Origin of the sequence: Pseudomonas sp. Pc102 (genome assembly GCF_018408275.1) — a bacterium.
Taxonomy (GTDB): Bacteria; Pseudomonadota; Gammaproteobacteria; order Pseudomonadales; family Pseudomonadaceae; genus Metapseudomonas; species Metapseudomonas tohonis.
This window is the reverse complement of the sequence record NZ_AP021905.1, coordinates 3,190,296-3,205,763: the sequence shown is the minus strand read 5'-3', so window position 1 is coordinate 3,205,763 and position 15,468 is coordinate 3,190,296. Positions and strand designations below refer to the sequence as shown.

Sequence of the window (15,468 nt, the reverse complement as noted above, 5' to 3'; positions counted from 1 at the left end):
GCTAGTCCAGCGCCTGCACCCGGTAGCTGTGGCTGAGGCTGCGCCCGAGCACGGGGTCGTGCAGTTCCACGCTGAAGTGCTCCCCGGGCACGGGGTCGCCGATGAAGGGCAAGGTGCCGCAGAACATCGCGGTGCCGGCCGGCAGGCTGGCATCGCCGGTGCGCAGGGCGATCAGCTCGCGCGGGTCCAGCAGCGTCGCGGCGAGCCCGGCCTGGTACAGCTCGTCACGCCCCTCGACATGGCGCCAGCAACGCAGGCGCAGCTGGTCCCAATGCCCCGCCACTTCATGGAAACGCCACAGTTCGCGGCCCACCGGCTTGAGGCAGAGCTGCCGCGAGACGGCGATGTCGTACCCCTCGACGCGACGGTCCGCGTGGTCGGAACCGATGCCGACATAGAGCGCCGTGCCCGTGGAGAAGAGCACGCACTCGACCTCGGCCGAGGAGTCCCTGCCCGGCACCTGGAAGCCGTCGTCGGTGCACAACAGGTCGGCGGACAGTTCATAGAAGCAGGGCAACGTCTCCGGCGAGCGCGCGCCAAGCTCGCGTACCTGCGCGGCGACGCTGTCGGCATCGCGCCCCGTCCAGCCGGCGACCACCAGGCTGCGTACATCGAACGCGAGGGATTCCCCGCCGGCCACGGTGAAGTGCAGTGTCATGGCTAACTCCTGTCGAACTGATGCGAGTGTTCCCGCGCAGCGTCGCGCCGGAGCGACGGAAGACGTCCGGGCAGGCGGGAAGCGGTGGAAGCCACGATGCTAGAGCGTGCGCACGGAGGGGCACAGAGGAAGAATCCGCAACCTGTGAAGGACGGCACCACAACGTGTGTGGACAGAAACCCGAGTTGGCGAAAGGGAGAAAGCGGGGAAGGAAACGGGCCCGCAGGCACGGGCCCGGAGGGGGGGGCGGCTCAACCGCAGCTGACGCCCTTGATCAGGTTGGCGTCATCGGTGTCGATGTTCAGGCGGCGGGAGTTGTATTCCAGGGTCATCACGCTGCCCGGCTTGAGCACGCGCACGTCGCTGGCACCGGCGGCCTTCTTCGCCTGTTCGACCAGGTCCGGGGTCGCGGCCTTGCCCACCAGCGAACGCACGGGGCCGGACGAGCAGCGGCCATCCTCGGAAGGCGCAGCGGCCGGCAGGCTCTCGCTGGCAACGGCGGCGGGCTTCTCCGCCGGCGCGTCGGTGGAGCTGCAACCGGCCAGCAGAGCGCCCATGAGCGCCAGGCCGAAGGTGATGGAAGTGCGAGACATACTGCGATCCTCATAGTGAAAACGAAGCTGAAATCGGTGGCAGGGAAAGGCCCGGGCCGCGTGCATGGGACACGCGCCGCCGCCTCGCCGTTCCCGACGCAGGCGCGCATTGTAGCGCGGCGCCGGCCTTGTGCAGGCGTGGCGCATCCGTGGTGCGGTTCGCGACTCAGCCGAGCCGCGCGATGTTGTCGTCGATGCGCGCCTGGATCGTGCGCAAGGTGTCACGGGTGATGCCGTGGGGGAACCGGCCCTCGGCGCGGGCACTGAAGCCACTGGCCACATGGCGGATCCGCTCGATGATGTCAGCAGCGTCCCGGGCCGTGAGATCCGCCTCCTCCGCTGCGAGCTTGAGCAGGTGCTGCCGGGTGATGCGCAGCGCCTCTCCCATCACGTCCATCTGGTGGTAGCCACCCGGTCCTTCGCAGAAGGTCACGTCGTAGGCTGGGGCCAGCGTCCATTGGCCGCTGGCGGACATCAGGTAGGCGAAGTTCTTGGGGTGATCGTCACGGTTGTTGAACACCACGTTGAACACGATCCGTTCGAAGGCGATCGCTTTCTCCCGCACGTCATTGCAGCAGTACTGGGTCGCCCGCAGGAAATGGGTGTAATCCAGCGCACCGGCTGTGCGGAAGTCCGCGCCGGTGAAGGCGGCCAGGCTCTGCATGGGCACGCGCATGCCCCGCTGCCGGTCGAAGCGGCGGCTGGCGAAGGCAGCCCGCCCGTTCGGTAGCTCGAAGTGCTCGGTGTCCGGGGTTTCGATGGCGCATTCGCGCAGGCATTGCGCGTAGAGCGCTTCGACGGCGCACACCTCAGGGTGCTCCCAGGCCGCCGGGAACTTGATCAGCCAGGCTTCCAGGCCAGGCGCCGCCGCCGTGCTGAAGCGACCGCTCACAGGGTCGCGATAGAGCAATACCTTGGGCCGCGCTCCATGGGGCGAGCCGCCCATGAGCATCAACTGCTGCAGGAATTCCCCGCCCTCGCCATCGAGCACCGCCTGGACTTCCGCCGCCAGTTGCTCGAGGGGAACCTCTTCGCAGGACAGGGGCGACTCCGCCGCCGGCTCGAACGACATCGCCCCCATGGCATGCGAGCCTATGTAGGTCAGGCGTTCCAGAGGGCCGATTTGCGCGGGGTTGAGCCCACGGCGCTTGAACAGGCGGTCCATCAGCAACATGCCCCAACCATCGGGCAGCGAGTCGTAGACCGGCCCCGGCAGCGACAGCTGATGATCGGGAAAATCCCTGCGCAGCCGTGGCCCCTTGAGGGGCAGGCGCAAGGCTGACAGCTCCAGCCCCGACTCCAGCGCTTCTTCGCTGAACTCGAAGGCGATCAACGGACGGCCTGTGAGCGCGGTCGAGGAAACCAGCGACCCCCAGCGCCAATGGGCACCCCAGCCGTCGTAGTAGACGTCGACCCGTCTAGACATCGCCGGTTTTCCTTTTGACCCGCTGGCGCTGGGCGCCCTGTTCATAGCGGAGGATGTCATCCAGGCTTTCCAGCTGCGGCATGAACAGCCGCTCCAGCTCGCCGAGACGCCCCAGGACCATGGCCACGCGCACCACGCTATCGAACGCCACGCTGCGCCCGGCCTCCAGATTCGACAAGGTGCCCACACCGATGCCGGCTCGGGCGGCCACCTCCGCCTGGGTCATCTGCTGGGACAGGCGCTCCTGGCGCAAACGCGTGCAGAGCAGCTCGACCACTTCGCCGGGCTTGATCAGACCTAAATTCATCATATCGAGTGTTAAACCCGGATAAAGCCGTTAATACGCTGAATTATAGAGTTATACGCGGCTGTGCAAATATAAATTAATTTCATGAAACCACGCTTTATCCGCGAATAACCCATATAAGAATCGGAAAAATGGACTTATATGAAAATAGCCCGGTACTCGGGGCGCGCCCTCTCGAAGCATCGGCGGTTCAGCCCAGGCAGCGCTGAATACTGGCTCCCAATTGCAGGATGCTCGCGTCCTGGCCGCCCAGGCCACAGACGCCAAGGGCGATACCGGGGTGCTTCGGCAGCGGGATCGACAGCGCGCAGCCGTCGATGAAGTTGACCACGCTCGGGTTGGCCAGCACCCGCGCGTCGGTGCGGTGGTAGGCGTCCTCGTCGAGGATGTCCGCCAGGCGCGGCGGGGATACGGACACGGTGGGCATGAGCCAGGCATCGGCGCCCCGCAGCACCTCGGCGGCGCGGGCGCCCTCCTCGTCCAGCTCGATGAACGCGTGGCCGCCGGAGGCGAAGTGCCGCTGGGCGCGCTCCAGCATGATCTCGGTCAGCTCGCGGCTGCTGATGCGCCCCCTGGTGAGGCGCGTGGACCACTCCGCCAGGGTGATGAGGGGATTCATGCGTCCACCTCCACCTGCACGCGGCAAGCATGGCCCGGGGTCCGATGGTGCACCGGGTGCTGCAGTCCGACGGTACGGGCCTCGCCGTCACCCCCGGCCCGGCCGGCGACCGGCATTCCATAGGGCTCGACGGCCAGGCGACGCTCGCCCGCGGTGATGAAATCCAGTGCCGTGGTCAGTCTCCTTGCTTGCGTTGTTCGTCCCACCGGCCCCGCCTCGGATACCCATCCCGAGAGCGGGGACGAGCATGCGCTCCCGAAAAGCGTGGGCTGCCTTGGGCGATGCCCGTGCGGTGAAGTGGCCGTGATCCTAGGCTCAAGCCCGATGGGCTCGACAGGTGAAAGGGTCCGCTTGCCCTGCCGGATGACGCCACGCCGGGTGGAGGGAAACCGACACGCCCGGGTTTGACCGCCCGCGCCCGCTGCGGCCTAATGCGCGCCCCGCCAGGCTTGACCGGAGATGGCCATGAGCACCGAACCCAATGTGCGCCCCAGCACGCTGCACCTGCCCCAGGGCCCCTGGGCGACGGTGCTCGACTGCCTCTGCGCGCACTTCCCGGCCATCGACCGCGCCACCTGGCTCGACCGCATGGCGCGTGGGCGGGTGACCGATGGCGAGGGCCGCCCGGTGGATGCGCTGCGCCCCTACCACGTGGGGTTGTGCGTGCGCTACTACCGCGAGGTGGCACAGGAGCGCGAGATCCCCTTCGAGGAGCACGTGCTCTACCAGGACGAGCGCCTGGTGGTGGTCGACAAGCCGCACTTCCTGCCGGTGATGCCCGCTGGCGAATACGTCGAGCAGACCCTGCAGGCGCGCCTCACCCGGCGCCTGGGCATCCCCGGCCTGGTGCCGCTGCACCGCATCGACCGGCACACCGCCGGCCTGGTCCTGTTCTCCCGCGAGCCGGCCACCCGTGGCGCCTACCAGGCGCTGTTCCGTGAGCGCCGCGTGCACAAGCGCTACGAAGCGGTGGCCGCGCCGCTGCCGCAGCTGGCATTCCCCCTCACCCTGCGCACCCGCCTGGAGCCGGGCGAGCCCTTCTTCCGCATGCAGCAGGTGGACGGCGAGCCCAACACCGAAACCCGCCTGGAGGTGATCGAGCGCGGCCCGCAGCTATGGCGCTACGCCCTGCACCCCGTGACCGGCCGCAAGCACCAGCTGCGCGTGCACATGGCCGCCCTCGGCGCCGGCATCCTCAACGACGGCTTCTACCCCGACCTGCACGACACCCAGGCCCCCGACGACCATGCCCGCCCCCTGCAACTGCTGGCCCGCGAACTGGCCTTCGTCGACCCCATCAGCGGCGAAGCCCTGCGTTTCGAAAGCACCCTGCGGTTGATGGATATCGCGTAACGGGGCCCAACTCCGCCATGTTGGGTTTCGTACCTCTACCCAACCTACGAGTGCCGGGCGCCCCCACAGCCCCACCAACGCAACCCGCGTCCCCCCTGTAGGGGCGAATTCATTCGCCCATCGGTGCGCAGCGCTGCATCCGGTACCCAGCCCCTGGCTCTGCTGCGTTGGGCTTCGTGCCTCAGCCCAACCTACGGATGCCGGGCGCCACTCTCGTGGGAGCGAATTCATTCGCGAAAGACCCGAGTCCCTCGCCCGGTGCATTGTCCAGTGGATCCCCGCGTTCGCGAGGATGACGAGGGGCCTGGGAGGCCTCGCCCTACCCGTCACCCCCGCGAACGCGGGGGGCCACTCGAGCCCGCAGCTCCGTTCGCGAATGAATTCGCTCCCACAGCGCCCTGACCTATACGAACTTTTCTTGACCGCTCATTCAGGCGCGAGGATATTACGCCCGTCATCCAAAGCCGATGGACGCGCCGTGAAGCTCCACTACGCTTGCTGGGTCGATAGACATCAACAGAGATAGAGGAAAAGTTCATGAGCCAATACGACGTGGTAGTGATAGGCGGCGGGCCGGGTGGTTACAACGCGGCGATCCGCGCTGGCCAGCTCGGCCTGAAGGTGGCCTGTGTCGAGGGACGCGAGACACTGGGCGGAACCTGCCTGAACGTCGGTTGCATGCCGTCCAAGGCGCTGCTGCACGCCTCCGAACTCTACGAGGCCGCTGCCGGCAAGGAATTCGAACTGCTCGGCATCGAGGTCAAGCCCACGCTCAACCTCGGGCAGATGATGAAGCAGAAGGCCGACAGCGTGAGCGCGCTGACCAAGGGCATCGAATTCCTCTTCCGCAAGCACAAGGCCGAATGGATCAAGGGCTGGGGGCGCATCGACGGCCCGGGGCGCGTCGTGGTCAAAGGTGCCGACGGCAAGGAGCAGGTGCTGGAAGCCCGGCACATCGTCATCGCCACCGGTTCCGAGCCCACGCCGCTGCCGGGCGTGGAGATCGACAACAAGCGCATCCTCGACTCCACCGGCGCCCTGTCCCTGCCCGAGGTGCCCAAGCACCTGGTGGTGATCGGTGCCGGCGTGATCGGCCTGGAGCTGGGCTCCGTCTGGCGCCGCCTGGGCGCCGAGGTCACGGTGGTGGAGTACCTCGACCGCATCTGCCCCGGCCTGGACGTGGAAACCGGCAAGACCCTGCAACGCGCCCTGGCCAAGCAAGGCATGAAGTTCAAGCTCGCCTCCAAGGTCACCCGCGCCAAGAGCGGCAAGAGCGGCGTCGAACTCAGCGTCGAGCCGGCCGCCGGTGGCGAGGCCGAAAACCTCCAGGCCGACTACGTGCTGGTGGCCATCGGCCGCCGCCCCTACACCCAGGGGCTGGGCCTGGAGACGGTGGGCCTGAGCGTCGACAAGCGCGGCATGCTGGCCAACGAGAAGCACCAGAGCGCCACGCCCAACGTCTGGGTCATCGGCGATGTCACCTCCGGCCCGATGCTCGCGCACAAGGCCGAGGACGAAGCCATCGTGTGCATCGAGCGCATCGCCGGGCACAAGGCCGAGGTGAACTACGAGGTCATCCCCAACGTCATCTACACGCGCCCGGAAGTGGCCACCGTGGGCAAGACCGAGGAGCAGTTGAAGGCCGAGGGCCGCGCCTACAAGGTGGGCAAGTTCCCCTTCACCGCCAACAGCCGCGCCAAGATCAACCACGAGACCGAAGGCTTCGTGAAGGTGCTGGCGGACGAACGCACGGACGAAGTGCTGGGCGTGCACCTGGTCGGCCCCAGCGTCAGCGAGATGATCGGCGAGTACTGCGTGGCGATGGAGTTCTCCGCCTCCAGCGAAGACATCGCGCTGATCTGCCATCCGCACCCGACCCGCTCCGAAGCGCTGCGCCAGGCCGCCATGGATGTCAGCGGCTGGGCGATGCAGAGCTGACGGCGTGATGCCCATGAAAAAGGCGCCTCTCCGGCGCCTTTTTCATGTGAGCCTCGCCAACCACGCCCCCTGGGCGAGGTGGCCTGTGAAGAGCTGAGCCCCCGCAGGATGAACACCGTGCGCACCTCCGCACGGTGCCTCCGGCGGACTCCCAGGTGCGCGCGGCGCACCCTACATCCACACTCCGAAGCCTGGCCAAGCCCCTTGCCAAGAGGGCAGGTTGTGACCATTCGAATTGAAGCCCCAGAGGATGAACACGTGCCGTAGGGTGTGCTGTGCGCACCTCCGCGCGGTGCCTCCGGTGAACTCCCAGGTGCGCGCAGCACACCCTACATCCACACTCCGGAGTCTGGCCAAGCCGCCTTGCCAGGAAGACAGGTTGTGACCATTCGAATTGAAGCCCCAGAGGATGAACACGTGCCGCAGGGTGTGCCGTGCGCACCTCCTCACGGAGCTTCCGACAGCCCCTCCCGTGTGCGCGCAGCACACCCTACGTCAACACTCCGGAGTCTGGCTGCCTAAAGAAGCTGGTGCTTGTGCAGCAGCCGGTAGAAGGTCGGCCGCGAGATGCCCAGCACCCGTGCCGCCAGGCTGAGGTTGTTGCCGTAGCGCGCCAGCGCGTCGCACAGCGCCTGGTACTCCGCGCGGCGCTTGTAGTCGTCCAGGGTGCCGATCAGCACGCTGTCCATCGGCACGCTGTGCAGCCCCAGGTCCGCCGCCTCGATCTGCTCCCCCTCCGCCAGCGCATAGCCGCGCCGCACCCGGCTGGCCAGCTCGCGCACGTTGCCCGGCCAGTGGTGGCGCACCAGCGCGGTCAGCGCCTCCTCGCTGAACTGCCGCGGCTTGTGCCCGGACTCCAGGCTGTAGAGATCGGCGAAGTAGTTGGCCAGCAGCGCGATATCGCCCTGGCGGCGGCGCAGCGGCGTCAGGCGCACCTGGTGCGGCGCCAGCAACTGGTAGAGCTCCGGGAGGAAGCGCCCCTGCTCGGCCATCAGCTCGATGTCGCGGTCCGAGGCCACCAGCAGGCGCACGTCCAGACTGCGTGCCGGGCCCTGGGGCTGCGGCAGCTTGCGGGTACGCAGGCAGTGCATCAGGGTGCGCTGCACCTCCAGCGGCAGCTCGCTCACCGCATCGAGGAACAGGCTGCCGCCGCTCGCCGCCTGCAGGCGCCCCGCCGGGCCGAACAGCGCGGCGCTGCAGCCGGCCTCGTCCAGCACCCCGCAGTTGAAGGCCACGAAGGGCCCGCCCACGCGGCGTGAATAGCGATGCAGCGTGCGCGCCACCAGTTCCTTGCCGGTGCCGCTCTCGCCGAGGATCAGCACCGGCCGGTCCAGCGGCCCGAACTTAGCCAGTTGCTTGCGCAGGTCACGCAGCGGCCGGCTCTGCCCCAGCAGCTCGTGGTCGGCACCCTGGCGGCTGCCGAGGCCACGCAGCCGAGCGATGCCGAAGGCCCGGCCGAGCAGCCCTTGCAGGCGCGCGGAATCCACCGGGACTTCCACCGTGTCGAAGAACCATTCGCCGGCGAAATCCTCCACCCGCTCCTGGGGCGCGATGTCCCGCCCCAGCAGGCCGATCCACTCGGTGCCGCTGCTGCTGATGAGCGTCTTGATGCGTTCGGGGTTGTCCAGGTGCTCATGCCGCAAGCACAACAGGCCGACGTCATAACCGCCCGCCTGCGCCTGCTGCGACTCGCGGCTCTCCACCGTCCAGCCGCTGGCCTGAAGGCGCGGCAGCAGCTGTCGGCACTCCTCACAAGGGTCGATCATCAGCACGCGGCGAGCAGTCGGGGTGATGGTGTCCAACATGTCCCATCCTTGGCGCCAATTTTTTGATTAATGCAATAAAAACAATGGTTTGGCGCTTCTAACTGTAACGCTAGCAATATCTTTGACGGGCTATGGAACCATTTCTTATAGGCATCATCGCGAAGGGTTCTTAAAACGCCGAAGCGATCGGGCGCAGGCCCTGCGCAGTGAAAAAGCCCGGAGAATCGGCCTCTCGAAAACATGACGCAGCCGACAAAACGCCCCGTGCCCAAGACATTGGTAATAGCACCTTGCCAATAGCCGTATTGATTGGCATAACGTAGGCTTTTCCCCACTAGTTACAAGGATGTATCTGATGCGAATCCTGCGTCGCACGCTGGTGCTTCTGCTCGTTCTGATCCTCCTGGGCCTGGCCGTCGTCCTTTATTACGTCGCCAACCCCAACCTGCCGACCTACAAAGCCCCCGAGCAGCTGCACTACCTCAACCAGTGGGACGAACAGGCTCGCCAGACCTACTACTACACGCCCCAGGGCACCACGGTTAAGGGCCTGCGCTACGACTGGTTCACCGCGCTCGAACTGCCCTTCTCCAGCGACAGGTTCGCCCGCCCGGAATACCTCGCCCGCTTCGGCTTCCTCGTCGATCCGCTGCAGAAGGCCACCGAGATCAACCCCGGCAACCTGCCCGTCGGCTTCGCCCGCCATGAAGACGACGACACCGGCCAGCAGTACCTCGACATCACCTGCTCCGCCTGCCACACCGGCGAGCTGCACTACAAGGGCCAAGCCGTGCGCATCGACGGCGGCGCCGCCCTGCACTCCCTCGCCTCCACCGTGCCCACCCTCAGGGGCGGCGGCTTCGGCCAGGCGCTGGGCATGAGCATGGCCTTCACCTACTACAACCCCTTCAAGTTCAACCGCTTCGCCAAGACCGTGCTCGGCAGCGAATACCCCAAGGGCAAGGACGAACTGCGCAGCGACTTCAAGGACGTGCTCGACCGCCTGCTCGGCACTGCCTGGAACGACACCCACCGCGGCCTCTACCCCACCGAGGAAGGCTTCGGCCGCACCGACGCCTTCGGCCGCATCGCCAACAGCGTGTTCGGCGACGCCATCGACCCCGCCAACTACCGCATCGCCAATGCCCCGGTGAGCTACCCGCAGCTGTGGGACATCTGGAAATTCGACTGGGTGCAGTGGAACGGCTCCGCCATGCAGCCCATGGCCCGCAACATCGGCGAATCCCTGGGCGTCGGCGCCAGCCTCACCCTGCACCAGGAGAACGGCCAGCCGGTACCGCTGGACCAGCGCTACGCCTCCAGCGTGCGCGTGCGTGACCTGCACACCCTGGAAGAAACCCTCAAGACCCTGAAGCCGCCGACCTGGCCGGAAGAGGTCTTCGGCAAGATCGACCTGCCCCGCGCCAGCCAGGGCCGCGCCCTGTTCGCCGAGAACTGCGCCTACTGCCACGCCCCCAACCCGCAACCGGTGGACAAGCGCCTGGCGCCCGACCGCGACCCGGAGTGGAAGATGCGCATGATCGCCACCGACAAGATCGGCACCGACCCCACCACCGCTGACAACATCGCCGATCACCGCTTCGACATCACCAAGCTCGGCTGGACCAAGGAGCAACTCTCCAAGCTCGACGTCGTCCTGTTCAGCAAACCGCCGCTGCAGGACCTCGACTTCAGCAAGATCTCCAGCGCCAAGGGCCTGGCCTACCTCACCGCCTACGTCGAAGACCGCGCCTACGAGCAGGCCGGCATCAGCGGTGAAGAACGCAAGCAGATGGACGGCTACGGCCTAAAGATCGGCGTGCGCGAACTGCGCGCCTACAAGGCCCGCCCGCTGGACGGCATCTGGGCCACCCCGCCCTTCCTGCACAACGGCTCGGTGCCCACCCTCTTCCAGCTGCTCTCCCCCGTGCCCGAGCGCGCCAAGGAGTTCTACGTCGGCAACTTCGAGTACGACCCGCAATTCGCCGGCTTCAAGCACGACAAGTTCCCTGGCGGGTTCCTGTTCAAGACCTCCGTCACCGGCAACAGCAACCAGGGCCACGAGTTCCGCGACGGCTGCCGCCAGAACGGCGTCATCGGCCGCGCCCTCTCGCCGGACGAACGCCTCGCGCTGATCGAATACCTCAAGGTCATGGGCAACCAGAGCCTGGAAGAAAAGCTCAGCCCGGTAGCGCCCAAGCCCTGGACGCCCGGCCCCGCCTGCGAAGGCTGATAGACCGCTGTCACACCCCTCCCCGCCACGGGGAGGGCCTGGGAACGAACAACAAGGACTCCAGCTCCCATGCTCAAGCGCTTCTGGCTCTGGCTCGGCCGCCTCCTCGGCAAGCTCACCCTCACCCTCCTCGTCGTCGGCCTGCTGGGCTGGGGCATCGGCTCGCTCTACTACAGCTGGAAATTCTCCGGCCCCGTCTCCGCCGACGAACAGATCCCCCCGACCGAGGCCAGCGACGCCAAGGCCATCATGGAATCGGCCGTGCGCGTGGTCGAACAGCACCGCGACAACACCCGCGTGATGCGTGACGCCCACGCCAAGGCCCATGGCTGCGTGAAGGCCGAAGTCACGGTCGCGAAGGACCTGGCCAGCGACCTGCGTGCCGGCGTGCTCGCCGAACCGGGCAAGACCTGGCAAGCCTGGATGCGCCTCTCCAACGGCAACGCCTACCCGCAGTTCGACAGCGCCCGCGACGCACGCGGCATGGCCATCAAACTGCTCGACGTGCCCGGCCAGAAACTGCTCAACGCCCCGGACCACGCCAACGAACAGGACTTCGTGATGTTCAACCACGACGTCTTCTTCATCCGCGACGTGGCCGAATACCGCAGCAACTTCGAAGCCCAGGCCAACGGCCAGAAGGTCGGCGCCTTCTTCCCCAGCCTCGACCCGCGCACCTGGGAGATCCGCCACATGCTGATCGCCCTGCAGACCCTCGCCCCGGCCCCGGACAGCCCCACCGACACCGTGTACAGCTCCGTCTCCCCGTACAAGCTCGGCCAGGCCAACATCAAGTACCGCGTCATCCCCGACCCGCAATCCTGCCCCGAGTACAAACTGCCCAAGCAGAACACCGACCTGCCCAACTTCCTGCGCAACGCCCTGTACCAGCGCCTCTCCCTGGACCGCGTACCGGCCTGCTTCGCCCTCCAGGTGCAGGTGCAGAACCCGCAGTACTACATGCCCATCGAAGACACCAGCGTGGCCTGGAGCGAGAAGATCTCCCCCTTCCAGACCGTCGCCACCATCAAGGTGCCCGCGCAGGACTTCGATAGCCGCGAGCAGAACGAATTCTGCGACAACCTCTCCTTCAACCCCTGGCACGCCCTCCCCGAACACCGCCCCATTGGCGGCATCAACCGCCTGCGCAAGGTAGTGTACGAAACGGTGAGCGTGTACCGGCATGAACGGAATGGCGTGCCGCAGCCGCAGGCTGAGGTGAAAGAGCACGAGTGATGCGAGGAGGCCGGCTGGCGCGGGGAGCGCTGGCTGGCCTGCAACTCCAAGGAGCTCATGAAATAGCTCGCATGCTCCGGGACGCGCCCTCTATCAACTCGTCATATCTAAGAACAGCGAGCTGCAGCAAGAAGAGCATGAAAGCAAAAATAAGCATCAACTCTGATGCACCACTACAAGCAGACTCGGCCCTTGAGCAAGACAAACTATTCCGAAAGGGCTTCGCCGAGATTGCTGTAGAGACACTAAAGAGCGCATCTAAAGCCGACGGACTGGTTTTATCTATAGAAGGGGAATGGGGCAGCGGAAAAACCTCAACCCTAGCGATGATAGAAGAGCTACTAAAGAATGAAACCAACCCATTTCTAGCTGTACACTTCAACCCATGGCTTATAGGAGACAAGGATGCTCTTCTACGCCACTTTCTGTCTCGAGTAGCAAGCTCCATAAAGCTAAACGACCATAGCAAAAACGCAAAAAAGGCCGCACAAGAAATAAAAGCCTACAGCAATGCCTTTGACTTGGTTAAATTTATTCCGGGCGCGGAGCCGTGGGCGACAATAATCAAATCAATCTTTGATGCCGTAGGCAAACTAAGCGGCTCGGTATCAGAATACAAAACACCAGACCTAGAAACCTACAAAGACAACGTAAAAAGCGCACTTCAAAAATTAAATCACCCCATAGTAATCTTCATTGACGATATAGACAGATTATTTCCACCAGAAGTTTTCGAAATGGTTCGAATAATCAAATCCGTCGGAAACCTTCCACACATAGCCCATGTAATAGCATGGGACTCATCATATGTCAGCAGTTCACTCGAAAAACTCGGAGTACCTTACGCACACAGCTACCTAGATAAAATAGTACAGGTAAGGATGCCTCTGCCTAGCTTATCTTTAAGTGCACGAAGCAGAATGATGAATGATGCGTTTGATAAGCTTGACCCGGAGGCGAGACACCAACGCTTCCCCAATCAAGGGGAGCGCCTCAGACACCTTTATAACTCCGGACTCCGAGACCTTCTAGAATTACCTAGAGATATAACGCGCGTATTCAACGCACTCCAGACACTCGAACCGCTATTGCGAGACGAGGTAGTACTATCAGACATCCTTGGGATATCCGCCTTATCCGTTAAAGCTCCTGCAGTATTTGAATTAATAAAAAAGAAACCATATCTCTTTGTAGGAAAACTCGCGGACAACTACCACATAAACAAGTCATCTGAAGAGCTAATAAAATCAGGAGCCGAAGAAAGAAGCGCAGCCTACGTCGCCTCTAATAGAGGCAACGCCACACAACGACTGGTCCACTTCCTTTTCAACGAAGTAGCCTCTTTAGAAGAGGGATTCTCCCTTGGGAAGGGCACATATGCCGAAGGCTGTATCTGCCATCCAGGAAGACTAGCAATTGCACTTCAACTGGGCATGACAGATGGAGACATAAGCATCAAACTTGCCCGTCAATATCTGCAGACTCCAAGCCAGCGACAAGAAATCACATCCCGACTCAACTCTGAGAATTATGAAGACTTTGTAATCTCCCTCGGAGATGTTTGCCAAACAATAAAAGGGGAAGGAATTTCTGACCCTCAGGAACTTTGCACATCGATCACCCGACTCGTAGACCGACCACCTTTTATAGAAAAGCCTAGTGAGACAGCAAACTCCTTCAACCACCACATAGTTGACTCAGCGCTGCAAACTGTCGGAAAAATCATCAGAAGCACAGATAAACCCAGAGAAAGAAGCATAATCAAAAAAATCGCACTAGATTCTCGCTCTCTTTCATGCGCAATGGAAATAATTGCACAGAGCTACATTGACGACTACAGAATCGATTACAAGAATCTACTCATCCCCACCCAAAATAAACAAAGAATACTATCAAGTCTCAGCAGTAACTTAATAAATTCAGCAAACCAAGACACACTACTAGACACAAGTACACCAGGCCGCATTTTGTGGATTTCGGCCCAACTCATACCATCTATATGCCCAGAAATATTCCAAACCCTCAAAGAAAACGACCCGACGTTAGATAAATTTGCATTGCATTATCTAGGCAGCAGTTGGGACTCATCAAATGGCCACGCATACAGCTTACCCAAAAATATATCGCTACTAGAAGCCTACTGCCCACTGAAAGACTTCAAAGCTCATGCCAGCAAACGACTCGCGGACAAATCACTTACGAATCCAACGCTAGCAGCTTGGCGCTCAGTAATTGAAGAGAAGGAACTTTACGGCATCGACGGAACGGAAGTTTCACGTTAGAACTCATCCTAGAGCTCCTATTAAGGCACCATTCATCCATATTCTGCATACTTCTTGCGCAAGCCAGTTTCTTCTCTCAACTAACGAAATTAAAATCCTGATTAACTATTTCATGCCCCAGTACCGCACGCTCTCTACTCTGTTGACCATATCCTCCACAAAACTCTTAAGTAGTAACGCGCGATGCAACACTTGCCCTCCCCGCCTCACCTCCCTATCCTTCGCCGGTCGCGGTAAATCCCGCGACCGGGTTTGACAGCCCGTTCCGATAGGCGCGATTGCGCCGCAAGGTGCATGCGAGAAACGGCGGACGTTTTTTGCAGGCACGTGCTCGCATGCAGTTTTAACTGCACTGCTTTATGGCAGATCGCGTGGGGAGACCCTCGGGTCTGCCGGGTCCTATCGCCGGTCTGTCAACCCTGCGCGGTCTGCCACCCTTCGTTTGACAGCGGATGGCGGCAGCTCCTGAACCGACTGATAGGAGCTACACCCATGCACGAAGCACACACGCCTCTGTTCTTCCACCGCAACAGCTACCCCCTGCGCGCCGTGATGATCGACAACCAGCCCTGGTTCGTCGCCGTGGATTTCGCGCGGATGATCGGTGCGCTGCGCCCCTATCGCCTGCCCCAGCGCATGGACCCGTACCAGAAGCGCTGGGTGCTGCTGGAATACGGCACCGGGCTGCGCGAGGAGCTGGAGGTGATCAGCGATGCCGGTGCCTACAAGGCGCTGTACCGGTTCAACCACCCGGAGCACCGCAACATTGGCCGCTGGCTCAGCGAGGCGGTGTTGCCGACGCTGTACGACCACCACCGCGACGAAGGGGCCGCGCCGAAGCGGGCTTTCATGAGCTGGGCGAACCAGCAGGTGCATGTGCTCAAGTGGCAGGGCGAGATCTGGCTCGCCCGGGGTGACCTGCCGGTGTTCCTCGCCGTGCACGACGAGCCGGCGCTGCGCGAATTGCCGAGCTGGAAGCGCATGCCGCTCGAAGAGTTCTAGCCGCCGGCGTGAACAAGGAACGGGCCCTGCGGGGCCCGTTTCCGTGCGGCGTAGG

The 15,468-nt window shown here is 63.3% G+C and carries 12 protein-coding genes; 6 read left to right on the top strand and 6 right to left on the bottom strand.

The genetic code is table 11. The annotated features are described in order from the left end of the window. Position 1 precedes the first annotated feature (1 nt). The 5 genes from PHLH3_RS14850 to PHLH3_RS14830 form a co-directional block, all read right to left on the bottom strand. Positions 2 to 658 (bottom strand): DUF2848 family protein, encoded by a 657-nt coding sequence (locus tag PHLH3_RS14850; protein ID WP_173178123.1) that lies wholly within the window; start codon positions 656 to 658, stop codon positions 2 to 4. A 251-nt stretch (positions 659 to 909) separates the two neighbouring features. After that, entirely contained in the window at positions 910 to 1,251 is a 342-nt protein-coding gene (locus PHLH3_RS14845) for an I78 family peptidase inhibitor (RefSeq protein ID WP_213630222.1), read from the bottom strand. Between the two features lie 166 nt (positions 1,252 to 1,417). Continuing rightward, a complete protein-coding gene (locus PHLH3_RS14840) occupies positions 1,418 to 2,677 on the bottom strand; it encodes a type II toxin-antitoxin system HipA family toxin (RefSeq protein WP_213630220.1) in 1,260 nt (419 codons plus the stop codon). Continuing rightward, positions 2,670 to 2,987, bottom strand: a complete 318-nt coding sequence (locus PHLH3_RS14835; protein WP_244863042.1) for a helix-turn-helix transcriptional regulator — start codon at positions 2,985 to 2,987, stop codon at positions 2,670 to 2,672. The genes PHLH3_RS14840 and PHLH3_RS14835 overlap by 8 nt, the downstream gene beginning before the upstream one ends. A 187-nt stretch (positions 2,988 to 3,174) precedes the next feature. Further along, positions 3,175 to 3,603 (bottom strand): hypothetical protein, encoded by a 429-nt coding sequence (locus PHLH3_RS14830; protein WP_213630218.1) that lies wholly within the window; start codon positions 3,601 to 3,603, stop codon positions 3,175 to 3,177. 465 nt (positions 3,604 to 4,068) lie between these two features. On the opposite strand from PHLH3_RS14830, the gene PHLH3_RS14825 reads away from it, so the two are divergent. Both PHLH3_RS14825 and lpdA read left to right on the top strand, forming a co-directional pair. Continuing rightward, positions 4,069 to 4,956, top strand: coding sequence for a pseudouridine synthase (locus PHLH3_RS14825; protein ID WP_213630217.1), 888 nt, complete (start codon positions 4,069 to 4,071; stop codon positions 4,954 to 4,956). A 537-nt stretch (positions 4,957 to 5,493) separates the two neighbouring features. Next, positions 5,494 to 6,894 carry a dihydrolipoyl dehydrogenase gene (gene lpdA, locus PHLH3_RS14820; RefSeq protein WP_213630215.1) on the top strand — a complete coding sequence of 467 codons (1,401 nt, stop codon included), beginning with the start codon at positions 5,494 to 5,496 and terminating at the stop codon, positions 6,892 to 6,894. A gap of 518 nt (positions 6,895 to 7,412) precedes the next feature. Here the strand turns inward: lpdA and PHLH3_RS14815 are convergent. Then, positions 7,413 to 8,699, bottom strand: a complete 1,287-nt coding sequence (locus PHLH3_RS14815; RefSeq protein ID WP_173178116.1) for a sigma-54 dependent transcriptional regulator — start codon at positions 8,697 to 8,699, stop codon at positions 7,413 to 7,415. A gap of 316 nt (positions 8,700 to 9,015) precedes the next feature. Between PHLH3_RS14815 and PHLH3_RS14805 the strand changes: the two genes are divergently transcribed. The 4 genes from PHLH3_RS14805 to PHLH3_RS14790 all read left to right on the top strand — a co-directional run bounded on the left by PHLH3_RS14805 (position 9,016) and on the right by PHLH3_RS14790 (position 15,413). Next, a complete protein-coding gene (locus PHLH3_RS14805; protein WP_213630211.1) occupies positions 9,016 to 10,893 on the top strand; it encodes a di-heme-cytochrome C peroxidase in 1,878 nt (625 codons plus the stop codon). 69 nt (positions 10,894 to 10,962) lie between these two features. Beyond that, on the top strand, positions 10,963 to 12,129 hold the full coding sequence (locus tag PHLH3_RS14800; protein WP_213630209.1) for a catalase family protein: 1,167 nt from the start codon (positions 10,963 to 10,965) through the stop codon (positions 12,127 to 12,129). 137 nt (positions 12,130 to 12,266) lie between these two features. Beyond that, positions 12,267 to 14,411 carry a P-loop NTPase fold protein gene (locus tag PHLH3_RS14795; RefSeq protein ID WP_213630207.1) on the top strand — a complete coding sequence of 715 codons (2,145 nt, stop codon included), beginning with the start codon at positions 12,267 to 12,269 and terminating at the stop codon, positions 14,409 to 14,411. A gap of 492 nt (positions 14,412 to 14,903) precedes the next feature. Then, on the top strand, positions 14,904 to 15,413 hold the full coding sequence (locus PHLH3_RS14790) for a BRO family protein (protein WP_213630206.1): 510 nt from the start codon (positions 14,904 to 14,906) through the stop codon (positions 15,411 to 15,413). Positions 15,414 to 15,468: the final 55 nt, after the last annotated feature.